Raw genomic sequence first — 20,936 nt, 5'->3', positions numbered from 1 at the left:
ACGCCAGAGCCGACCGATACGCCAGAGCCGACCGATACGCCAGAGCCGACCGATACGCCAGAGCCGACCGATACGCCGGAGCCGACCGATACGCCGGAGCCGACCGATACGCCGGAGCCGACCGATACGCCGGAGCCGACCGATACGCCAGAGCCGACCGATACGCCGGAGCCGACTGAACCACCAGAGACACCAGAACCAACGCCAACGGATGAACAGACGCCTCCGCCTTGATTCTGAGAAAAAGTGAACTCAGCATATTCGGTGTGAACTTGAACTGTCAGACATGCCGATATGCTGAGGCAAAAAATTATTGAATGGTTATGCCGTTAAGAGAGATGAAATATGTTTTGTGCAGCAAGAATGGGCGACGCTACCAGTTGCGGTGCGATATGTAGCGGTTCACCCAATGTATCAATTAACGCAGTTCCGGCTGCAATTGCGGGCGGGAGCGCGGCATCATCCTCGTTAGTCGGGATGACCAGTGTAGTCACAGGCTCCGGAACCGTTTTTATTAATAAGTTTCCAGCCGCGCGGGTGAGTGATGTGGCTGGAGATGGAGCCGCAATTGTCTGCGGATCGCCGAATGTCTTTATAGGTGGTTAATAGGCATGCTACTCGTATTAACCTGGCCACGGATGTCGCAACAGTTTCAGCTTAATGATGCGATTACTGAGCAGAATGCTGTCTGTTTCAGCATGGAAAAAGGGGAGTTTACTCCCCATTCTATGGGGGATAGACAAAATGAAGTCCAGTTTTACCGGCACGCATCTGAATCAATGATCGTAAATCAAAGTAGCGATTTCATCTGTATTATCAATGGAAAAGAGTTAGGTCCAGGTGAACATCACCCTGTGTCATTTGGTGCGGAAATTAAATTTGGTCATTTTGTCATTACCGCCAAAAAAGCCTCTGGGCAAGCAGCAGGTAAGAGTTTTACTGACAACTTGTTAATGCTGGAACACCCCTCTATATGTGATACGACTGACTTACCGGAAATAGAAGATATTTTGTCTCATGGTGGTCATTACATCTCTTATTTCGATGATGTTAATGAGGTGCAAACTCATGGGCAGCAGGGGCCAGATATCCTGAAAAGCCTGGAGCTGGAATACAAACGTTTTTTAATGTGGGGTGAGCAAGGCCGGGAATTCTCAGAAAAAGATAAACGACAGGTGACAAAGTTATCTGCCAATGATGGTTTTTTGGAGAATATAAGGGAATGCGTAAAGGATAAAACGCTGACGGAATGTATTTTAGATTCCGGTGGACTTATCGAAAAAGTCACCAAGGAATTAAGTGTTATAGATTATCTGGACACATCCCATAATGATGAAAAAGTTGATTTATTAAAACTGTTGGCACCAGAACACCTTACTTCAAAAGAAAAAAACAGTGTGCCTGCGCTAGTATTCCAGGAACTCTATAAGTTAGGGCTAGATAGCCATTTATAAATTTAAATATGGAAATAACAACTTAATGAATACGACCAACTTAAATGAATTATTGAAAAGCAGCTCATTGGCCGAAATACAATCGGATGTTATTGCCACGTTGAAAGCCAAGCCGGGAGATACCAATGCACGCGAGCTATTATTTAAGCTCTATTGTTTGGCTGGGTTATGGCAAAAAGCGTTATTGCAACTTGAAACACTGACTAAATTTGCTCCAGATATGGCCAAGCAGGCAGAGCTGTATAAGAATCTGGTCTTGAGTGAGACGTTGCGTGAAGACGTGTTAGCAGGGAAACGCGATCCTGGAACCTTAGGTAATCCACTGCCTGAGTGGGCGGTATTGATGCAGCAAGCTAACCAACATTTGCATGAGGGTGATTACTCACAAAGCGAAGAACTGCGCGAGCAAGCATTGTCACAAGCCCCCGAAAGTGCTGGGGAAAATAGCTCAGCGACGCCCTTTTCATGGATAGCGGATAGTGATAGCCGCATCGGGCCGGTTTGTGAGTTTATCAGCGCAGGCGGTTATCGTTGGGTACCTTTCGCTGATGTTCAATTAATGACGATTTCTAAGCCTAAAAATATTACAGACTTGGTCTGGGCGCCGGCACAATTGACGGTGAATAATAAAGTTTGGTACGGCTATATCCCGGCACGTTATCCGTTATCTCTCGATGCGGATAATGACACTAAACTTGGCCTTAAAACTGAATGGAGCCAACCGGCAGACTCACTCTATATTGGTTCAGGGCGGAAAATGTTTATTACTGACCAAAATGAGTACGCATTATTTGATATTGAAGAGTTTAGATTTGATGTTGAAAAATTTGGATTTGACGAACAGGCTAATTAATGGAAAAGAAGAGACAGTTTTTGCCTACTCTGCTTGAGCGTTTACTTGATGATGAGCCTAAAAAATTGTTAGAGCCTCATGATAAGTTTTTTTATGACTCACGTACGATGCGAAAACTGGTGCAGCGGAATATCGCTGAAATATTAAATAATGCCAATATTGACGACCGGCTTGATGAACAGCGCCATAAGTGGGTGGCTAAGTCGGTTTTAAATTACGGTATTTCGCCACTGGTGGGGAGGCATTCAACTCCCCATAACTGGACGACTATCGAGCGAATTATCCGTGAAGCAATCATCCGTTTTGAACCCCGGATCATCGCAGAGTCTCTGGTCGTCAATCAGCAGCATAATGCCAGAAATGGCATTATTCAGTTTGAAATCAGAGGTCTGATTGAGTGGGATCCGTATCCTATTGATTTGTGTATCGGCGGGGCCTATGACGTTGAAACCGATCAGGCAGAACTCAGCGCGCGTTAGTTAAAGAGGTCAGCTATTGCTATATGAACAAAAGGTTAATTTGGGGAGCCTGGTACTAATGGCTCCCCAGACAGTTGTCAGGTGTTCAATTAATGTACGTCAATTGAACACCTGAACTGAAGGATGGATAACTATTTGCTCTTATCCTGTAAGCCACGTGCAGTGAGATTATTATTATCCACCTGTGGCAAACCTACCTCTGGCGAAGCAGATAATAACCCCGTAGTGGCGTAACTAAATAGCTTCTTACGTGTATCAGTGATATCCAGATTACGCATAGTCAGCTGACCGATACGGTCATCTGGTGAGAATACTGAATCACCTTTCTCCATCGTCAAGCGCTCTGGCTGATAAGTCAGGTTTTCAGAGACAGTATTCAGGATGGAATAATCATTACCACGACGAAGTTCCAGAGTGACTTCACCGGTAATTTCGCTGGCAACCCAACGCTGCGCCGAGTCACGTAACATCAGCGCTTGTGGATCGAACCAACGGCCCTGATACAGCAAACGACCTAGCACACGGCCATTAGCATGATATTGCTCAATGGTATCTTCGTTATGAATACCGGTCAGCAGGCGCTCATAAGCGATGTGCAGCAACGCCATTCCTGGTGCTTCGTAAATACCACGGCTTTTAGCTTCAATAATACGGTTTTCAATTTGGTCGCTCATGCCCAAACCATGACGGCCACCAATACGATTGGCTTCCATCATTAGCTCAACGCTATCGTCAAACACCACCCCATTGAGTGCAACCGGGTAACCGCGCTCAAAACGGACAGAGACTTCTTCCGCTTTCACTACCACATTTTCGTCCCAGAACTTCACACCCATAATTGGGTTAACGATTTTGACGCTAGAGTTCAGGAATTCCAGATCTTTGGCTTCGTGAGTTGCACCCAGCATGTTTGAGTCAGTGGAATAGGCTTTCTCGGTCGACATCTTGTAATCGAAACCGGATTGAATCATAAATTCGGACATTTCATGACGGCCGCCGAGTTCATCGATGAAATCGGTATCCAGCCAGGGCTTGTAAATTTTCAACTCAGCATTAGTCAACAAACCGTAACGATAGAAACGCTCGATATCATTACCTTTGTAAGTACTGCCATCACCCCAAATATTCACGCCATCTTCTTTCATGGCGGCAACCAACATGGTACCAGTGACTGCCCGGCCCAGTGGGGTGGTGTTAAAGTAAGTCACACCCGCAGTAGTGTTATGGAAGGCACCACACTGAATAGCGGCGATCCCTTCAGCAACCAATTGTTTACGACAATCAATCAGACGAGCTTTCTCTGCACCGTACTCCATCGCTTTGCGCGGAATGGCATCGTAATCTTCTTCATCAGGCTGACCCAGATTAGCCGTGTAGGCATAAGGAATTGCCCCTTTTTTCTGCATCCATAACAGTGCTGCACTGGTGTCTAAACCACCGGAAAAAGCAATACCAACACGTTGATTTATAGGAAGGTGTTTGAGAATAGTTGTCATCAATTAAATCCTGTATGAATTAGGTCTGTCTGGCAAAGGTTTCAATGCCTACATTGATATCGCAAAACTGGTGTTCGAGTCAAAGACATTTTGCATATTTATGTGTGTTTCATTGCATAACTATTTCATTGTTGTTTGTGTGAAATGATGTTTCATTTAAATTAATTAGCCATTCTGTTATGATGTGCGCATCGACTTTTATCGAGTATATACCCTAAATAATTCGAGTATATTAAGTTGAAAATCTTTTGCGAAAATGCATGGTATAAAAAGCGGAAATCCTATCGGGTATTGTTTTGGCGTGAGATAACGCCGCTGGCGATCCCACTATTTATTGAAGGTTCGTGTGTCTTACTCATGGGGGTGTTTAGCACTCTGCTGGTCAGTTGGCTGGGCAAAGAAGCCATGGCCGCAGTAGGATTAGCTGACAGCTTCAATATGCTCATTGCTGCTTTTTTTACCTCTGTGGCGCTCGGCACATCGGTGGTGGTGTCTTTCAGTTTGGGGCAACGTAAGCGCAAACAGGCACAAACAGCGGCGCGCGAATCTATCTCTCTATTAGTTTTAATCTCATTACTGTTGGTGTTACTGGTACATTTTGCCGGAGAAGCCATTATCAATCTGATGGCCAGTCAGGCTGATCCTGAAGTTAAAGCGATGGCGCTAACCTACCTGCGTTTAACGGCGTGGAACTATCCGGCAATGGCAATAACTTTGGTGGGATGTGGCGCATTACGCGGTGCCGGTAATACGCGACTGCCGATGTTTATCAACATCAGCATGAATATTCTTAATATTGCTATTAGTAGTGTGCTGATTTACGGCGTGGGGAATTGGCAGGGGCTGGGGTTTATTGGCGCGGGTATCGGCATATCAATTACCCGTTATTTAGGCGCTTTGGTGGTGGTGTTGGTGCTAATTTTCGGGGCCAATAATACCTTACGCATTCCCTTTAAATCTTATTTTATGCCTTTTACCTCCGCCATTATGTTTGAGGTTTTGAGCATTGGTATTCCTGCCAGTGTTGAGTCGGTGATGTTTAATATCGGCAAACTGATTACTCAGCGTTTTGTTGCGGGTATGGGAACAGAAGTGATTGCCGGTAACTTTATCGCGTTTTCCATTGTTGGGCTGATCAACTTGCCAGGTAATGCGCTGGGGTATACCTCGACGATTATTATCGGTACCCGTTTGGGTAAAGGGCAGATTTTACAGCCTATCCGTCAGATTAAACACATCTTCTGGTTATCAACCCTTGGGGTGTGTTTTATCGCCTTGCTGTCGATCCCAAGTGCTGGATTTCTGGCGTCGTTGTATACCCATGAACCAGGGGTTATCGACGTAGTTAAGCACCTGATTTGGATCAATGCACTCTTTATGCCCATTTGGGCTGCGGCCTGGGTGTTGCCATCTGGGCTGAAAGGCGCGAAAGATGCCCGTTACACCATGTGGGTGGCGCTCGCGGGGATGTGGGGTTGCCGTATTGTCGCGGGTTATATTCTGGGTGTGACATTAGGGTTTGGTGTCACCGGCGTCTGGATGGGGATGTTCCTCGACTGGATAGTGCGTGGCGTGCTGTTTTATCGTCGTATGGCAAGTGGCCGTTGGTTATGGCGTTATCGGCCAGAGGCTTGATTATGATTGCAGTCATGGCGGCTTATTAGCCGCTATCGATTATGTCTGCAATAAGCCACTCTACATTCTTCTGTTTGATTTCCCTCTTTAAGTGACGATCGTCGCTAATATTTGAACCTCATCACGAAAACAACAAAACAAAATAAAACAACAAAAAGCCACTTTGTGGTTTTTAATGTTGACCTATCTAAATTTTAAAGAATATTGGTTTTTATTATTGATGTTTTTACTTTTATGGTGAAGTTAATAGCTATTTCGTTAGTGGGGCTAATAAGTGCTGCCATGTTGTTTAATGTTGCTTTGAATTGTTATTTCTGTGATTGTGAATTGCAGTTAAAAACATAATAACACTTTCTAACATTTCTTATCTTTTGAGGCCCGACATGAAAAATGTAGCAATACTCGGAAGCAGTGGGGGAAATCTGTTCAATCTCGGTGGTGCATACCCCGAAAGACTTCTACAAGAAATTTATACCCAACTCCATTCTGCGGGGCTAGGTGTCAGTGCGGTGCAATTTATTGCAGCAGAAGAATCGATGGATGTGGCAAAACCGACCACAGCTGCCGCAGTGTATTCAATAACCGCCGAAGAAAAGGATAAACCCCAGATTAGTTTCCAGGGAAAACTGTCTGAGGTGAATGACGAGGTAAAATCATCGGATGCAGCCATTGCGGCACAAATCCGTGCTGGTGCTATTGATGGCATCATCATTATGAGTGCCGATCCCGATCGCAGTAATAAAGAAGCTATTCTGGCGGCGATAGAAAAGAAAATTCCTATTGTAGGCACTGGCGGCACCTCAATGGCGATTATCACCTCCAAGGGTGCAAATGTCATTGCCACTTCTGGGACCACAGGTACCAATAGCCGTACCCGGGCTATCTCTTTTACCGCCTCGTTATGCAAATACTGGCAGATAAAATATACCCCGGTCTTGGGCAGTGGCGATGCCACGATGCCGGGCAGCGATAAGAGTCTGCTAAAAAGAATTAATATTCGTAGCATCATGATCCCAGCCTTACCCGGCTTTATCGCTATGGCTATTGTGTTAGCGCTCAGCCATATCCCAGGGCTGCAATCACTGAATGCCATCTTTGAACTGTTGCTCAAGGGGTTACCGGTGATTGTCGCCGTTATTGCGGCTAAACAGGTCTCCGAGCTGGATGAAGTATCGATTGTGGCAGGTGTGGTTGCTGGTGTGCTGTCGGTTGAAGGGGGGTTAATTGGTGGTATTTTGGGCGGGATCGGCGCGGGCATTATGGTGCGCTATCTGTTCGGATTGTGCCTGAAATGGCAATTCCCAATGACGACAATCAATATCGTGGCGGGTGGTTTGTCCGGCTTATTCTCTGGTCTGGTCATGTATTACCTGCTCAGCCCATTGGCTTTGGCCGCCGGTGACTATATCAAATTGGCCATCGAAGCCACTTTGGCCTTCAGCCCAATATTAGCCGGATTACTGGCGGGATTGGTTATTTGGCCAGCTATTCTGGGTGGTGTTTATCACGCGGTTATATTGCCGCTGGTCTTACTGGAAATGGAAAAGTCCGGTGTCAGTTTCCTCGGTGCTGTCGATATGGTTGGGCTGGTTATGGTAGCGGCAGGTATTAATCTGGCAAACGTCATTGCGCCGCGAGAAAAAAGTGAGGCTGCTGTTGCTGCTCCGGGGCTGTTAATTAACTTAGGTTTCGGGACGTTTGTCGAATCGGCTTATCCGTTCATGTTCTCTAATAAAGTCGTCTTTGCTGGCGCGATATTCTCAGCCGGTGTCGGTGGAATGTTGTTGGGATTATTGAATATTAAAGGTGTGGCTTATGTCCCTGCTTTCGCCTCACCATTCTTATCAAATAACGCTTTCTATATGGCGATAGTGATGGCGGTAACGTTAATGTTGACTTGTGCCATCACCCTATTAGCCAACAAATTTGTAGCAATTAAAAAGGCAGTACCCGAATCACCAACACCAGGGGTTTCGGCTAAGAGTTAACAATTAAAAAAGCAGTTTTATATAAATCAAGTAGAGGTAAATATGTTCAACGCTGATATGAGTAAGAAACGGTCCGTCGCTATGGATAAAGTACGAAACGCAATTGCGTTACATGGCGGTCAAACTATTCTGAGTACTGGAATAACCGGAGATGACGCTCGCTTAGCGAAAGCAGTATGCGATTCTGGTGTTAAATTGTTAGAACCGAATCACCCGGCATTGGCATTAGCGCGTGGCCATAATGGTGTGACGAATATGCATGCCGCAGAGCGCATTCGTCATGAGATAACTATCGGGCAAATGGCGGAAGCAGTGCAGGGTGTACGTAATGTGGTGGCGGATGATATTTTTATTACTGTCGGGATTGCCGGGGGCTTTACAGAAACTGTACCTACGCCGGTAACTGAACAGGATATTTTATTGATTGCTCAATCAGGCGCTGATGGTTTACATACCCATAAATCCAGTTTTGAGGATTTAAAAGAACTGGTCGATTTAGCTCATAAATATGGTCTGACAGTGGATGCTTATATTGGTCACCCAAGCGATTTGCACACCTTCGGTATTGCCGCTGAAACTCCCGCTGATGTTGCTGAAGTGGCTAAAAAAATGGAAGAGTTAGGGGTTGATATGATTGGTTTAATGACTGGCATGAGCTACGAAGGGGTTGGCGCTGGCGATATTCCTGATGTTATCAAACAACGACTTCTGGCCTTGGTCGGTGCTGTTTCAGTACCCACATTAGCCGAAGGCGGTATTAATCTGGAAAATGCGAAAGCATTCAAAAATACCGGTGTCAATATTCTGGTTGTGGGCACCGCTATTGATAATGTTGTCTGCAATGCAGCTAAGGATGTTGTATCGCGGTTTATTACTCACTGATGGTATGGGGTTAATTAGCTCAGTGAATAAAGGGTTGACCGCACCTATGGGCATTCCGGTGGCTTATGTGCTTATATTTTAAATAAGTAGGGCACCAATGGCACATTTCCCGTTTATTTGATTTTATCAACAGCCAGAGGGAGAAATAATATTTTCTCCCTTTTTATTGGATCTAAAGTATGTACAAGTTACTGGCCCTTGATCTTGATGGCACTTTACTCAATCAGGAAAACCAAATATCAGCTCAGAATATTAACGCAGTAAAGCGTGTTATTCATCAGCACGGCACAGTTGTTTTATGTTCAGCCCGGCCAGTTAGGGCTATTGCAGCCGTTATCCGCAATACTGAATTAGAATATTTAATTCGTTACTTTATTTCGTTTAATGGTGCATGGATATATGATGCTGTTGAGAAGAAAGATATTCGTTTTATGCCATTGCGTCGCCTAGAGGTGAAAAATGTGATAACCATGCTTGCTGAAAATGAGTTTAAACATCATTTTTTCACCCGAGATAATATGATATCCAGTTTGAAGGATATCAGTGATCATACGCGCTATGAGTCTCAACTCTTTGCGATGGAATTAGCTTTTGTTGAACCTAAAGACATTATTCAACGAGATGATATCGTCAAAGTCTCTATTGTAGGCTCGACTGATTTTATTGATAACATCGCTAATAAAATAGACGAGAGATTTCATCGCCAATACTCACTCAGTAAGACCAGTTGTCATTATTACGAAATAATGAGACAGGGCATTACGAAGGGGGAAGCATTGCACTATTTATCACGGCATTTAAACATTGGTTCTCAATCGGTGGTCAGTATGGGCGATCAGGAAAATGATATCAGTATGTTTCAGTTTTCAGCCGTTGGTGTAGCAATGGGTAATGCCAGTGATTTTGTCAAATCTTGCGCGGACAAAGTGAGTCAGGATAACAATCACCACGGAGTTGCTTTTGCCATTAATCAACTCTGGCCACTGTGACGGAATCGCCTTTTGTTTCATAAAATTATTGCGTAGAATGGCAAGTAAAATAGCCTAATGAAATAGGCTCTAAATGTATCGCACAGCTTCGGGCCGCTATTCTTATGAATCAGATCAAACGTAAACAGTTTATTTTGGAAAAGCTGGATAGCCTTGGTGAGGTTTCTGTTATTGGTCTTTCCGAGGAATTGGGTGTGACATCTGAAACGATCCGCAGAGATCTTTCCTATTTGGAAAAAAGTGGTGAGGTTACCAAAGTCCACGGCGGTGCAATAAAAGTTCAGAATATACAAGAGGGCAGTTTTGCTCAAAGAATGGATTTAAATCGCCAGGAAAAAATGCTGATTGGTCAATATGCGGCTTCGCTGGTAACTGAAAATGATAGTTTATTTATTGACTCTTGTACCACTACACTTATTTTTGCTTCATTCTTGCCGTTAGTGAAATTTACTGTTTTCACCAATTCATCTTTAATTGCCGACCAAATAAAAAGTAAAAATAATATGGCAATTGTGCATGTGTTGGGTGGTGAATATAACCATATCTATAAAGCTAATTTAGGTATTCAAACAATTGAACAAATGAATGACATTCACACCGATTTTAGTTTTGTGGGTGTTGGCGGTATAGACAGTGATTTTGGCGTGATGGTAAAGAATCTCGATGAAGGGCGTATTGCCAAGAAAATGCTGGCAATGGGCAGGCAGAAAGTGATTCTATGTGATACCAGTAAATTCGGTCAAAGTGGGCTAATGAAAATAAGTGATATCAACGATATTGATATTATCGTCACCGATAAAAAGAAGAATCCTCATAAGCAAGCAATTGAAGCGCTTTATTCAGATAAAATTATCTACGCCAATTAATATTATTTAAATCCCCCAGCTATTCGCAGGGGGATTTGTACTATTTTGCTATTTTCCCATTCTTCTCGTTTTATCGGGAAGCATAAATTGCATCGCGCAGATCATTGACGAATTGCCCGGACATTCCCTCATATAAAGTATTAGTTAGTGCGACCACACTCAACTCCTGCAGCGGGTCGACAAACCATGAATGCCCATAAACCCCGCCCCAACTCCATGTGCCGATAGATTCTGGTGAAGCCGCTTCAAGCGGGTTTCGCAGTACGGAAAACCCTAAACCAAAGCCTATACCAGGCGCGTCTGGAAGAGGGATGCCGCCAGTTTGATCTCGTCCCATTTCATCAACTAATGCGGCAGGAAGTAGCGGTGCACCACCTTGACGCAGTGTTTCTAATAAACGTAACAGGTCACTGGCACTACCCACCATACCCGCACCACCCGAAGGGAACGATTGTGCATTGAGCGCGCGGGCGGGAGAAAACCGCACGCCAATTTCCTCAGGCGTAAAAGCAACGCATTCACCTTCTTGTAGCAGTCGCGGTGCAGGGTGGTCATTAACATAGGGCGTGGCTAAACGGTCAATATCGCGGGTGAAAAAATCGGTATCATTCATCTGCAATGGCCCGGTCACTAGCGCACGGATGGCTTGATTCAACGGCTGCCCGCAGACTTGCTCAATAACCGCGCCAATAACATCAATCGCCAGAGAATAACGCCAGGATGTTCCCGGTGCGAAATGCAGTGGTACCGTCGCTAATCGACGCAAATTCTCATACAAAGTTATTTCAGACTTATCCATACCATCGGATACACCGGCGCGGGCATAGGGGCCATCGTCATCGGCTTCTGAAAAGCGATAGCCTAAACCGGCCGTATGGCTGAGTAATTGACGCACAGTAATATCAGCTAATTCCCCCTGTGCGAGCCGTGGCCGAAAATCCGGCAGCCAACGACGAATATTGCCATCAAGCTCAAGTTTACCTTGTGCAACCAATACCATCGCCGCAGTGGAAACAATGGGTTTACTGATAGATGCCAGGCGGAATAGCGTGTCAACCGTCATCGGGCGCGCAGTCTCGCGCTCAGCTAATCCTGCCGCGCGGCAGAAATGTATCTCACCGTTAAGTGCGATAATGACGACCGCGCCCACCAGACGTTGCTCAGCGAGAGCCTGATCAATGGCAGCATTAACTTTTATCGGCAGATGCTCTGGGTGTATTGATACCGGCGAACTCGCGGACATAGCCGTTCCTTAATCTGGATGAATAATAAAATCACTATAGTCAGCAGCCTAACAGGTGATTGGCATCCAATAAATGGTTAAAGAATTATTCTTAAGTCGAATTATTAAGCATTCTCCGCCTATTGCCGATAATGATAATGAGATAAGTTCCTCCATTGGAAAAAGGTATCGGGGAAGTATGGATAATTTTCAAAAAGAGATAGAGGAGAGAACAAATCTCACCTCCTCCAACAGATTTGAGCTGTTGCTGTTCCGTTTGGGGGAATCCCAAGAGGAGCAACAATCGGAGCTGTACGGCATTAACGTGTTTAAATTACGTGAAATAGTCCCGATGCCAACCTTAACCAAAGCGGCAGGTATGGCTTCACCGATGATGGGCATGGCGAATATTCGTGGGGAAATCATTCCCGTGATTGACCTTCCGGCGATTGTCGGCTGTGTACCCAAAACCGGGTTAAACATTCTGCTGGTGACCGAATATGCCCGTAGTACTCAGGCATTTGCGGTGGAATCTGTTGACGATATTGTCCGTTTGGAATGGAGTCAGGTACTGGCGGCTGATGCGGGTGTCAAGAGCCGTAATATCACCAGTATTGCGCGTCTCGACAATGATAAAGCCAGTAACCGCCTGGCGTTGGTCTTGGATGTTGAGCAGATTTTATATGACATTATTCCGGCTAACCGCAATGTTCAAATTGATAGCGAGAAGACCAAAGCCTTTGATTTGAAACCGGGAGCAGTCGCTATTGTGGCAGAAGACTCAAAAGTCGCTCGCTCCATGCTGGAACAAGCCTTGAAGATGATGGATATTCCTGCCGCTATGCATATCACCGGTTTGGAAGCGTGGAATAAAATCAAAAAGATAGCTGATGAGGCAAGAGCGGAAGGCCGTCCGGTTTCGGATAAAATTTCATTTGTATTAACTGATTTAGAAATGCCGGAGATGGATGGCTTTACTCTGACACTGAATATTAAGCGGGATGAATTCCTGAAGAATATTCCGGTGATTATCCACTCCTCATTATCGGGTAGTGCAAACGAAGACCACGTGCGTAAAGTGGGTGCTGATGCCTATGTAGCGAAATTTGAAGCTAACGAATTGGAAGCCGCTATCCACAGCGCGTTGGACTCAAAGAAAGCCTTGAATCCGTAGCATTGAGTACTACTTCTGGTAGTAGCCCTTTCCTGCCAAGTGAGTAGGAAGGGGCTGCTGATAATATGTGAGAGTTAAATTATGACTCTTCCCTCAGTAAGGCTTTTTTAGCTGCATCAAGAAACTCATCCGATAATTTATTCCCAGCGGTCGCGCGCGCCAGTGTTAATGCACCTGACATCATCGCAAACTGCGCCAGTGCATGCTGTCTGCGTTGTTCGGGATCTTCTATATTAGAGACGGATTCTAGTCTCGCCAGCATGGATTTCACCCCGCTAAGATAGACCTCACATACTGGATTATCATTATTCTCACGTGCTACATCACTGGCTAATGCTGTTATCGCACAGCCATTTTCGGCATGGTCACGGTGGGTTGGTGAGAGATAAAACTCCACCAGCGTGCGCAGGTTATTCTGGTCTGGCTCGCTGCTGATTTCTTGCCAGCGGGTGCTGGACTCATCGAGTGCTTTGCGACTGGCAATCGCCGCCAGTTCATCTTTAGAAGTAAAGTGCCCGTAGAATCCGCCATGAGTCAAACCGACCGCAGCCATTAAATCGTTGACACTGACACCATTCAAACCCCGAGCACGGAAGAGTTGCGAAGACGTCTCGACAATTGCCTCGCGATTGAGTGCCATTTGTTGCTTTGATACCCGGGCCATATATTTCTCCTAATTGAACAGGCAGCATCATAAAGTATGCCATGCCAACGCATCAATAGATGTCGCCTCTCATCAATACATAATCTATTCCTGCCAGTGAATCCTCGTTGACACTTAGATGATGCTGATCATAATATCAATAATAGATGATGACCGTCATCTATAAATTATCTATAAGAGAGCAAATTTCATGAATACGATCCCCGCGGTTCTTATTACAGGTGCGTCATCCGGTATTGGTGCCACTTATGCTGAACGCTTCGCACGTCGCGGACATGACCTGGTCTTGGTCGCTCGCGATGGTGTGCGATTAGAAACATTGGCCGCCCAACTTCGTCAGGACAATGGTATCACTGTTGACGTCTTACCGGCTGACCTGACGCAGCCCGACGAGCTTGCTGCCGTAGAAACACGGTTACGCGATGATAATCGTATCGGGATCCTCGTGAACAATGCAGGTATGAATATTAGCGGAAGTTTTATTGAGCAGGCCACGGATGATATTGAGCGGATTATTACTCTTAACACTACGGCTCTCGCGCGGCTTGCTAGTGCTGTTGCGCCACGGCTGGCGGCAGCCGGTGAGGGAGCAATCATTAATATTGGCTCGGTTGTTGGCCTGGCGCCAGAGTTTGGTTTGACAGTTTATGGTGCAACCAAAGCATTTGTGCTGTTTCTTTCACAAGGGCTCAGTCTTGAACTCGCACCTCAAGGTGTTTATGTTCAGGCAGTATTACCTGCCGCCACACGGACCGAAATTTGGCAGCGTTCGGGCACCGATATCAACACTGTTTCGGCGCTGATGGAGGTAGGGGAATTGGTGGATGCCGCATTAGTGGGTTTTGATCGCCGTGAGCCAGTGACCATTCCACCGCTGCATGATGTCGCGCAGTGGGAAGATTATCAGGTTACACGGCAAGCAATGCTGCCGGGTTTTGCTCAGGAACATGCTGCGGAGCGTTATCGGATTATCTTTGAGTGATTCTTGTCATGCGCTAAGTTAACTGTCCTCTTACCGAGGGCAGCTAACTTAATTTCTTCTATCATCAAGAGCATCACTGATATTAATGAGAGTTCGATTCCACGACCAATAACAATTGTCATTGTTAATTGATATTTCACGTTATCAACAGGGGATCTTGCTGACAAAAGTCTGCCAGATGCTCAATTAAAGCCCGCACTCTGGCAGGAACATAGCGTTGCTGCGACCATACGGCGTAAATTTCGCGCGAGGCACCTTGCCATTCGGGTAATACCTGAATCAGTTCGCCGCGCCGTAATGAGTTATGACACAAACTGATTGGGCAAAATAGGATACCTAATCCTGCCTGTGCTGCTTGTAGCGCCAGATATACGCCGTTAACACAAAATTTTCCCTGTGGTTGCCAGCGCACGGTTTCCCCGCTTTGGCGGTGTTGCAGTGCCCAGGTCGATAACGGCGCGCTGACCACCAAATCACATAATCGTAGTTCATCCAAGGATTCAGGTATGCCGTGCTTTGCGAGATAATCAGGTGAGGCGACCAATACTATTTCCTTGCTTTGCCCCAGTTTTCGCATATTGAGTAATGAATCTGGCTGAGCACCTACGCGGATCGCCACATCAGCGCCGCTACCAATCAAATCTTGTGTGTAATTGTTCAGTTCCAGCTCAAGCTGGACTTGTGGGTATCGCGTCAAAAATGACATCCAGGCGGGGGCCAGATTGTCATTAGCTAAATCTGCCGGTGCCAGCACTCGAATCAGGCCGCTGACCTGATGAAGTGTAATATCGAGTTTCGCTGTTGCTTGCTGTAAAGAGTGCACCAGCGGGCGACACTGTTCGTAGTATTGCCAGCCTTCACTGGTCGGAGTCATGCGTCGTGCACTGCGGTGCAGCAGGCGGCAACCCAGATGTTGTTCCAGCTTCTGCAAGCGGCGCGTCAGGGTCGACGGTGGAATCGCGGCTTTTTCCGCCGCCGCCCGCAAACTTCCCATTTCTACAATACTCACAAAAAGCGCTAATTCATCCAGCATAATTTCATATTTGGAATTTAAGATTCAATTTATCAATCTAGTTTCATTAATAAGCCTTGTCTAGAATTTCTTAATCGTTGCTTTGACGCTCTTTTCTACCGCAAGAGTGACCAGAAAACGGATCGCAATTTACCGTGCGTCCAGCATTACATTTATCACGATAGGAAATACCACTATGCAGAGTTATCGTTTCAAACAATTTGGTCATCTTGACCACTTAGCGCTGTGTCAGGAAGAGATGCCGGTACCAGAGGCGCGAGAAGTGTTAGTTCGAATACGCGCCACGTCACTTAATTATCGCGACCTGGCCATTATGAATGGGCAATACACCTTGCCGTCTCACCCTGGGCATATCCCACTGTCCGATGCAGCCGGTGAGGTTATCCAAATTGGTCAGCGTGTCGAGCGCTTCAAGGTGGGCGATCGGGTAGTGAATACCTTTATGCCGCGCTGGTTTGGCGGTGCTTTTCAGGCTTCAGGGCGTGCTGAACTTTACGGCAGTGATCGCGACGGCTGGCTGACGGAATATAAAGTGGTTAGCGAAGAGTCACTGCTAGCGTTACCTGATTATCTCAGCTTTGAGCAGGGCGCAACGCTTCCCTGTGCCGCAGTCACTGCGTGGTCGGCACTTAATGGTGACCGGCCAGTTAAAGCGGGTGAGACAGTGTTAACTCTGGGTTCTGGTGGCGTTTCGCTGTTTGCTATCGAACTGGCAAAAGCCATGGGGGCGCGGGTCATTGCCACGACGTCCAGCGAAACTAAAGCTGCACAGCTGAAAGCGCTGGGTGCCGATGAGGTTATCAGCTATGTTCAACACCCTGAATGGAGCCATGAAGTGCTGCGCCTGACGGCAGGGCTTGGGGTGAATCGAGTAGTTGAAGTCGGCGGGCCGGGCACGTTGAATCAGTCCATTCGCTCTATCTGTATTGGCGGTGAGTTGGCGCTGATCGGATTTGTAGCTCACGATGCAGTGGCAATCGATTTTTTCAGCTTGTTTAACAGTGCAGCACGCTTTCGGGTGATAAATGTTGGCTCACGTGAGGATTTTGAACAGATGAACCGCGTGCTGGTACAACATCAAATCATGCCAGTCATTGATAGTACCTTTCCGTTTGCTGACGCTAAACAGGCCTGGCGGCACTTTGATTCACGCCAGCATGTGGGGAAAATCGTTATCAGCCATTAACCCATGAGCGCTGACAGGAACATGAGAGGTCCGTGTTCATCGTATCTGAAATGCGAAAAAACCGCTTTTGAGATATGGTTTCGCTGGTAGTAATACTGAGAAGGTATGCGGATCTCTTTACCATTGAGGTAGAATCGGGGCACTTAATATTATTGATTCAATATTTGAGCCAGTTTCTTGATACCTTCAGCGATTTCTGATGGGGAATGTGCGGCAAAACCTAACAGGATGGCCTGGCTTGTTGGTTCTGTTTGGCAGTAGCGTGAAAGGGGTTGTGCTCCTAAATCCGCTTTACGACATTGCTCAATCATATAAGATTCCTGAATTTCTTCCGATAACCAACAGACAATATGAATACCTGAATCCGAAGGTTCTGCGTGAATAATTTCTGGAAGATATAATTGTATGGCTTCAATCATAACCTGTTGGCGTTCATGACATGCTTTTCTAACTCGCCTGACGTGACGTGCATAATGTCCTTCAGAAATAAATGCAGCAAGTATCGTTTGTTCTAAATTATCTTGTGAATAGTTGGCGATACAGTCGTGGAATGATGGATGGCTATGCCTACCGTTGTCAGGGCAATACCGCTATCCTTCATCTTAATATATCTGTTTCTCGGCGAAACGTTACCGTTGAGAAAAATGCGGCGTGCATGGTAATTGTCACCGACGCACGGATGATGGGTTAATTAAATCAGGAGAATGCGAAATGTCTGACCATCCTACGATTGCTCTTATTGGTCCGGGGGCTATCGGTACCACCATCGCCGCTGTACTGCATGAAGTTGGCCGCACGCCAGTCCTTTGCGGGCGCACCGCGCATTCGCAGTTGGTGCTGCGTCACGATGACGGTGAAATTGTAGTGCCAGGTCCGGTATTGAGTCATCCGGCGGCTATCAGCCAACCGTTCGATCTGGTGTTTCTGGCAGTAAAAACCACCCAGATCGCTGACAGCGCTAACTGGCTGGCCGCGCTGTGCGATGAAAACACGGTAGTATGTGCACTGCAAAATGGCGTCGAACAGAAAGCGCGGTTAGAACCTTTGGTCAAGGGTGCAAAGGTACTACCTTCGGTCGTGTGGTTTCCGGCACAGCGCGAGCCGGATGCTTCAGTCTGGCTGCGCGCTAAACCTCGCCTGACACTACCGGATGTGCCGCAGGCAAAACGGGTAGCTGATGTGCTCAGCGGCACCAGCTGCGCGGTTGAGCTGTCAGCTGATTTTCTCTCCATCGCCTGGCGCAAATTGTTGCAGAATGCGGTCGCAGGCCTGATGGTACTAGCTAATCGTCGTGCCGGGATGTTCTCACGCGTGGATATCACTGAATTGGCACTGGCATATTTGCGCGAGTGTCTGACGGTAGCGCGAGCGGAAGGTGCCGTATTGAGCGATAACGTTCCGCAGGAGATCGTTGACGGCTTTCATCATGCCCCTGCGGATCTGGGCACTTCCATTCTCGCCGACCGTCAGGCCAACCGCCCATTGGAGTGGGATATCCGTAACGGCGTGATACAGCGTTATGGCCGTTTACAGGGTATTCCTACGCCGATCAGCGACGTAGTGGTGCCACTATTGGCTGCCGGGAGTGACGGGCCGGGTTAAAGTCGTTAATGGTAACCGAACTTAACATGCCACTAAGCCTGCTCTTAACCACTTATCAAAAAAACAAAAGCAAAAAACCCGCTTAGTTGCCTAAGCGGGTTTCTCTAAATTTGGCTCCTCTGACTGGACTCGAACCAGTGACATACGGATTAACAGTCCGCCGTTCTACCGACTGAACTACAGAGGAATCGTGTGAACGAGGCGAATAATAGCGAGGGTGGTGGCGTTTGTCAAAGTAGAAAAACACTAAAAATGCGCGTTTGCTGAGAGAATAAGCTTATTGGCTTGTTTTTCAGCAAACTTGTCTGCTTTTTCGCTATTTTTATCTGATTTTTATTCAGATTTATCATTGCATGTTACGGTGTCACTTTAACTAACTGGCTGTTTTTTACTTGATTACCGGCATCATCAAAATAAACATACTCCAAGGTCAGTTTTCCGTTGAGCGAGGTAGGGGGATGTTCAAATTGATACTGTCGCGTAGCAAACGGGGTGATCATCATGTTCATCTGTTGCGCGATGGTATGGCTTTGTTGTGCGCTGCTGAGCTGCATCTGACCGAATGAAACATGATATGGCGTAGGATTATGAACGGTGAGGACATATTCTTTATTTTGTTTTTGCAGAGTAAAACTGACTTTTTTCATCGCTTCATCCGGTTTAGGTGCTAATCCATTGGGTCGATAAAAAATTTTCATCTGCGTGTTCATTGCTATCGCGACTTGAGCATGAGCATCTGCGTTGCGCCGTGTTTTAGGTGGAATTTCATAGAGATTAAGCCAATAAACAGACTCTCGGTCGGTGGGCAGATTGTCACCTTTATTAATAATACGCAGCGCTTGTGCGGCACCAGACTGCATTTTAAAAACTGCTGGTAACACCATAAACGGCGCTTCCGCCTGGTCTGGTGTGCTATCTACGTCGCCATTGTCAACCCAAGTCTGTACGACCACTGGGTAATCATTGGTATTCGCCAGCATCAATGTACGTTCGCGTGACTCGGGTTGATAAATCATCCGGGTTGAACTGGCAACAAGGCCCGCATGAGCAGCTGGATTGATGTTGAACATCAATAAAAATAGGCAGAGGTATCTCATTGTATTTTCACCAAAACATAAGCTGTAGCATCAATTTTACCGGCTGTTGGCGTGCCATTCGGTAGTTTTTTTAATGTGGCGGTGAAGTGGTGCGAATAGTTGTTGAAACCCGCAGCATTACTGCCATTAGCATTAGCCCCGGTGAGAACCGGATACCAACCTGCACTGGTAGTGGAAATACAGTTGCTGACACATCCCCCCCAGCCAACAAAATTCATCGCTCTGCCGCTGCTGTCACTGAGGCTGATCCCCACACCGGTGGCAATACGTTTGTCTGTGCCATAGTGATCGGAAAGCAGGTAACTGACACCGCCCGCAGAATTGACCAATCCTAAGCCTTGAGCAATCAGATAGCCGGGTAATGAGGTCTGGATACCGAGCGCGGTTTGTCCACTATTAATACCTGACTCGGTACCAGATTGGCATTCAATATCAACGGTAATATCCGCGCTACGTGTCTGATTATCATTGAGTTCATTTACAGTGATAATGGGGAAAACCACATAAGGTGTTACGTTGCGCACGACGCAGGTGTTTTTGCGCGTCAGGACTGATACCGGTGAGGTATTCATACCAAACGCCATATAGCGGCCTGTTCCCCATGTCTGATAATTGGTCGCTGAATCATATCCTGTTTCTGGTACTGGCATCCCAGGGCCTTTGAACACTACATATCCATTAGGTTGATTGCAGGTATAGCTGCCGGAGTAGCTTTCTGCCGCAGGCCCCGGGCAGCCCCAACTGGAAGGGCCAGGAGTGCGATCCACCGTACCGACCTTTTTCAGTTCGGCGCGGATTTGGCTGAAGTGCTTGCCTTTAATCTGAATTTTATTACCGACCACATCGTATTTCTTCAACGGAACCTGTTGCCAGATTCGGGTGAACTCAATACCGCTATCGACGTGAATAAGTTTTAACGCGGTATAAGGGAAAAAGGTCTGAAAATAGTTGTCGCCCATATTGGTATAGCCGCCAACATTACTGTCGCCGTTAGTCGCAAAGACTTCAAATAGGCTGTCTTTATCGGCGACATCACACTCATAGATGACAGCCTCGGGATCTGACCAGAAGCGGGCAGGGACCAGGCTGATAATGCTGGAGGCCAAAATGGAATCGATGGGCTGAATGTAATTACTAGTGATATTGACATTGCCTAGTTGCAACGAAGCACCGTAGTTATCACCACCGATATTCGCGCCTTTCCAAACACATTGGGCATAGCCGGGAGAGGCGAGACTCAATAATACGAGTGAAAGAAACCATCGCCAACGATGTGAGAAAAGAGGTTTGCCTTGATCATGGTAGGTTGCAAGGCGTGTTATAGGATTCATACT

At 46.5% G+C, this 20,936-nt stretch carries 20 protein-coding genes and 1 tRNA gene; 13 read left to right on the top strand and 8 right to left on the bottom strand.

The window, feature by feature from the left end; all coding sequences use genetic code 11:
* Positions 1–345: 345 nt before the first annotated feature.
* From QSV56_RS21405 to QSV56_RS21390, 4 genes are read left to right on the top strand one after another with little or no spacing between them, the layout of a single operon-like run.
* Positions 346–606, top strand: coding sequence for a PAAR domain-containing protein (locus QSV56_RS21405; RefSeq protein WP_005168539.1), 261 nt, complete (start codon positions 346–348; stop codon positions 604–606).
* A 5-nt stretch (positions 607–611) separates the two neighbouring features.
* Positions 612–1,454, top strand: coding sequence for a TagK domain-containing protein (locus QSV56_RS21400; RefSeq protein ID WP_019080943.1), 843 nt, complete (start codon positions 612–614; stop codon positions 1,452–1,454).
* Between the two features lie 25 nt (positions 1,455–1,479).
* Positions 1,480–2,307 (top strand): type VI secretion system accessory protein TagJ, encoded by an 828-nt coding sequence (locus tag QSV56_RS21395; RefSeq protein WP_019080942.1) that lies wholly within the window; start codon positions 1,480–1,482, stop codon positions 2,305–2,307.
* Positions 2,307–2,786 (top strand): type VI secretion system baseplate subunit TssE, encoded by a 480-nt coding sequence (locus QSV56_RS21390; RefSeq protein WP_019080941.1) that lies wholly within the window; start codon positions 2,307–2,309, stop codon positions 2,784–2,786. The genes QSV56_RS21395 and QSV56_RS21390 overlap by 1 nt, the downstream gene beginning before the upstream one ends.
* Positions 2,787–2,917: 131 nt before the next feature.
* Here QSV56_RS21390 and argG read toward each other — a convergent pair whose 3' ends face one another.
* Positions 2,918–4,282 carry an argininosuccinate synthase gene (argG, locus tag QSV56_RS21385; protein ID WP_046695220.1) on the bottom strand — a complete coding sequence of 455 codons (1,365 nt, stop codon included), beginning with the start codon at positions 4,280–4,282 and terminating at the stop codon, positions 2,918–2,920.
* 237 nt (positions 4,283–4,519) lie between these two features.
* Here argG and QSV56_RS21380 point away from each other — a divergent pair, with 237 nt between their 5' ends.
* The 5 genes from QSV56_RS21380 (at position 4,520) to QSV56_RS21360 (ending at position 10,642) form a co-directional block, all read left to right on the top strand.
* Positions 4,520–5,917, top strand: a complete 1,398-nt coding sequence (locus tag QSV56_RS21380; protein ID WP_026018008.1) for an EmmdR/YeeO family multidrug/toxin efflux MATE transporter — start codon at positions 4,520–4,522, stop codon at positions 5,915–5,917.
* A gap of 383 nt (positions 5,918–6,300) precedes the next feature.
* Positions 6,301–7,905, top strand: a complete 1,605-nt coding sequence (locus QSV56_RS21375) for a PTS sugar transporter (RefSeq protein WP_050329093.1) — start codon at positions 6,301–6,303, stop codon at positions 7,903–7,905.
* A 42-nt stretch (positions 7,906–7,947) separates the two neighbouring features.
* Complete coding sequence (locus tag QSV56_RS21370) at positions 7,948–8,787, top strand: histidine biosynthesis protein (RefSeq protein WP_019082814.1); 840 nt, start codon at positions 7,948–7,950, stop codon at positions 8,785–8,787.
* 179 nt (positions 8,788–8,966) lie between these two features.
* Positions 8,967–9,776: a Cof-type HAD-IIB family hydrolase gene (locus tag QSV56_RS21365; RefSeq protein WP_019082815.1), complete on the top strand. Its 810-nt coding sequence runs from the start codon at positions 8,967–8,969 to the stop codon at positions 9,774–9,776.
* A gap of 104 nt (positions 9,777–9,880) precedes the next feature.
* Complete coding sequence (locus QSV56_RS21360) at positions 9,881–10,642, top strand: DeoR/GlpR family DNA-binding transcription regulator (protein ID WP_005165417.1); 762 nt, start codon at positions 9,881–9,883, stop codon at positions 10,640–10,642.
* A gap of 70 nt (positions 10,643–10,712) precedes the next feature.
* Here QSV56_RS21360 and QSV56_RS21355 read toward each other — a convergent pair whose 3' ends face one another.
* A complete protein-coding gene (locus tag QSV56_RS21355) occupies positions 10,713–11,885 on the bottom strand; it encodes a serine hydrolase (protein WP_050122762.1) in 1,173 nt (390 codons plus the stop codon).
* A 178-nt stretch (positions 11,886–12,063) separates the two neighbouring features.
* On the opposite strand from QSV56_RS21355, the gene QSV56_RS21350 reads away from it, so the two are divergent.
* A complete protein-coding gene (locus QSV56_RS21350) occupies positions 12,064–13,038 on the top strand; it encodes a chemotaxis protein (RefSeq protein ID WP_019080934.1) in 975 nt (324 codons plus the stop codon).
* Positions 13,039–13,117: 79 nt separating this feature from the next.
* Here QSV56_RS21350 and QSV56_RS21345 read toward each other — a convergent pair whose 3' ends face one another.
* The gene (locus QSV56_RS21345) at positions 13,118–13,702 is read right to left on the bottom strand and encodes a TetR/AcrR family transcriptional regulator (RefSeq protein WP_046695215.1); all 585 of its coding nucleotides are present in this window, start codon (positions 13,700–13,702) and stop codon (positions 13,118–13,120) included.
* Between the two features lie 190 nt (positions 13,703–13,892).
* Here QSV56_RS21345 and QSV56_RS21340 point away from each other — a divergent pair, with 190 nt between their 5' ends.
* Entirely contained in the window at positions 13,893–14,684 is a 792-nt protein-coding gene (locus tag QSV56_RS21340; protein ID WP_046051214.1) for an SDR family oxidoreductase, read from the top strand.
* 136 nt (positions 14,685–14,820) lie between these two features.
* Here the strand turns inward: QSV56_RS21340 and QSV56_RS21335 are convergent, their stop codons facing one another.
* Positions 14,821–15,717 (bottom strand): LysR family transcriptional regulator, encoded by an 897-nt coding sequence (locus tag QSV56_RS21335; protein WP_046051213.1) that lies wholly within the window; start codon positions 15,715–15,717, stop codon positions 14,821–14,823.
* Between the two features lie 175 nt (positions 15,718–15,892).
* Here QSV56_RS21335 and QSV56_RS21330 point away from each other — a divergent pair, with 175 nt between their 5' ends.
* Entirely contained in the window at positions 15,893–16,903 is a 1,011-nt protein-coding gene (locus QSV56_RS21330) for an NAD(P)-dependent alcohol dehydrogenase (RefSeq protein WP_301213700.1), read from the top strand.
* A gap of 149 nt (positions 16,904–17,052) precedes the next feature.
* On the opposite strand, the gene QSV56_RS21325 is transcribed toward QSV56_RS21330, so the two are convergent.
* Entirely contained in the window at positions 17,053–17,322 is a 270-nt protein-coding gene (locus QSV56_RS21325) for a hypothetical protein (protein ID WP_050158533.1), read from the bottom strand.
* Positions 17,323–17,614: 292 nt separating this feature from the next.
* On the opposite strand from QSV56_RS21325, the gene QSV56_RS21320 reads away from it, so the two are divergent.
* A complete protein-coding gene (locus tag QSV56_RS21320) occupies positions 17,615–18,505 on the top strand; it encodes an oxidoreductase (RefSeq protein ID WP_046695209.1) in 891 nt (296 codons plus the stop codon).
* Between the two features lie 111 nt (positions 18,506–18,616).
* On the opposite strand, the gene QSV56_RS21315 is transcribed toward QSV56_RS21320, so the two are convergent.
* The 3 genes from QSV56_RS21315 to QSV56_RS21305 all read right to left on the bottom strand — a co-directional run bounded on the left by QSV56_RS21315 (position 18,617) and on the right by QSV56_RS21305 (position 20,933).
* Positions 18,617–18,692: transfer RNA gene (locus QSV56_RS21315), tRNA-Asn, on the bottom strand.
* 169 nt (positions 18,693–18,861) lie between these two features.
* Positions 18,862–19,602 carry a molecular chaperone gene (locus QSV56_RS21310; protein WP_046051208.1) on the bottom strand — a complete coding sequence of 247 codons (741 nt, stop codon included), beginning with the start codon at positions 19,600–19,602 and terminating at the stop codon, positions 18,862–18,864.
* Complete coding sequence (locus QSV56_RS21305; protein ID WP_050164563.1) at positions 19,599–20,933, bottom strand: fimbrial protein; 1,335 nt, start codon at positions 20,931–20,933, stop codon at positions 19,599–19,601. Before QSV56_RS21305 ends, QSV56_RS21310 begins: the two co-directional genes overlap by 4 nt.
* Positions 20,934–20,936: the final 3 nt, after the last annotated feature.

The organism is Yersinia sp. 22-579 (assembly GCF_030433455.1).
In the GTDB taxonomy this organism is placed as follows: Bacteria; Pseudomonadota; Gammaproteobacteria; order Enterobacterales; family Enterobacteriaceae; genus Yersinia; species Yersinia enterocolitica.
This window is presented reverse-complemented; position numbering and strand designations above follow the sequence as displayed.

What these genes read in the sequence shown, in the direction of transcription:
- QSV56_RS21340 (WP_046051214.1), top strand. Translation starts at nt 13,893, where the DNA reads ATGAATACGATCCCCGCGGTTCTTATTACAGGTGCGTCATCCGGTATT.
- QSV56_RS21400 (WP_019080943.1), top strand. Translation starts at nt 612, where the DNA reads ATGCTACTCGTATTAACCTGGCCACGGATGTCGCAACAGTTTCAGCTT.
- QSV56_RS21345 (WP_046695215.1), bottom strand. Translation starts at nt 13,702, where the DNA reads ATGGCCCGGGTATCAAAGCAACAAATGGCACTCAATCGCGAGGCAATT.
- QSV56_RS21355 (WP_050122762.1), bottom strand. Translation starts at nt 11,885, where the DNA reads ATGTCCGCGAGTTCGCCGGTATCAATACACCCAGAGCATCTGCCGATA.
- QSV56_RS21335 (WP_046051213.1), bottom strand. Translation starts at nt 15,717, where the DNA reads ATGCTGGATGAATTAGCGCTTTTTGTGAGTATTGTAGAAATGGGAAGT.
- QSV56_RS21305 (WP_050164563.1), bottom strand. Translation starts at nt 20,933, where the DNA reads ATGAATCCTATAACACGCCTTGCAACCTACCATGATCAAGGCAAACCT.
- argG (WP_046695220.1), bottom strand. Translation starts at nt 4,282, where the DNA reads ATGACAACTATTCTCAAACACCTTCCTATAAATCAACGTGTTGGTATT.
- QSV56_RS21330 (WP_301213700.1), top strand. Translation starts at nt 15,893, where the DNA reads ATGCAGAGTTATCGTTTCAAACAATTTGGTCATCTTGACCACTTAGCG.
- QSV56_RS21325 (WP_050158533.1), bottom strand. Translation starts at nt 17,322, where the DNA reads ATGATTGAAGCCATACAATTATATCTTCCAGAAATTATTCACGCAGAA.
- QSV56_RS21365 (WP_019082815.1), top strand. Translation starts at nt 8,967, where the DNA reads ATGTACAAGTTACTGGCCCTTGATCTTGATGGCACTTTACTCAATCAG.
- QSV56_RS21310 (WP_046051208.1), bottom strand. Translation starts at nt 19,602, where the DNA reads ATGAGATACCTCTGCCTATTTTTATTGATGTTCAACATCAATCCAGCT.
- QSV56_RS21390 (WP_019080941.1), top strand. Translation starts at nt 2,307, where the DNA reads ATGGAAAAGAAGAGACAGTTTTTGCCTACTCTGCTTGAGCGTTTACTT.
- QSV56_RS21375 (WP_050329093.1), top strand. Translation starts at nt 6,301, where the DNA reads ATGAAAAATGTAGCAATACTCGGAAGCAGTGGGGGAAATCTGTTCAAT.
- QSV56_RS21395 (WP_019080942.1), top strand. Translation starts at nt 1,480, where the DNA reads ATGAATACGACCAACTTAAATGAATTATTGAAAAGCAGCTCATTGGCC.
- QSV56_RS21350 (WP_019080934.1), top strand. Translation starts at nt 12,064, where the DNA reads ATGGATAATTTTCAAAAAGAGATAGAGGAGAGAACAAATCTCACCTCC.
- QSV56_RS21360 (WP_005165417.1), top strand. Translation starts at nt 9,881, where the DNA reads ATGAATCAGATCAAACGTAAACAGTTTATTTTGGAAAAGCTGGATAGC.
- QSV56_RS21405 (WP_005168539.1), top strand. Translation starts at nt 346, where the DNA reads ATGTTTTGTGCAGCAAGAATGGGCGACGCTACCAGTTGCGGTGCGATA.
- QSV56_RS21320 (WP_046695209.1), top strand. Translation starts at nt 17,615, where the DNA reads ATGTCTGACCATCCTACGATTGCTCTTATTGGTCCGGGGGCTATCGGT.
- QSV56_RS21370 (WP_019082814.1), top strand. Translation starts at nt 7,948, where the DNA reads ATGTTCAACGCTGATATGAGTAAGAAACGGTCCGTCGCTATGGATAAA.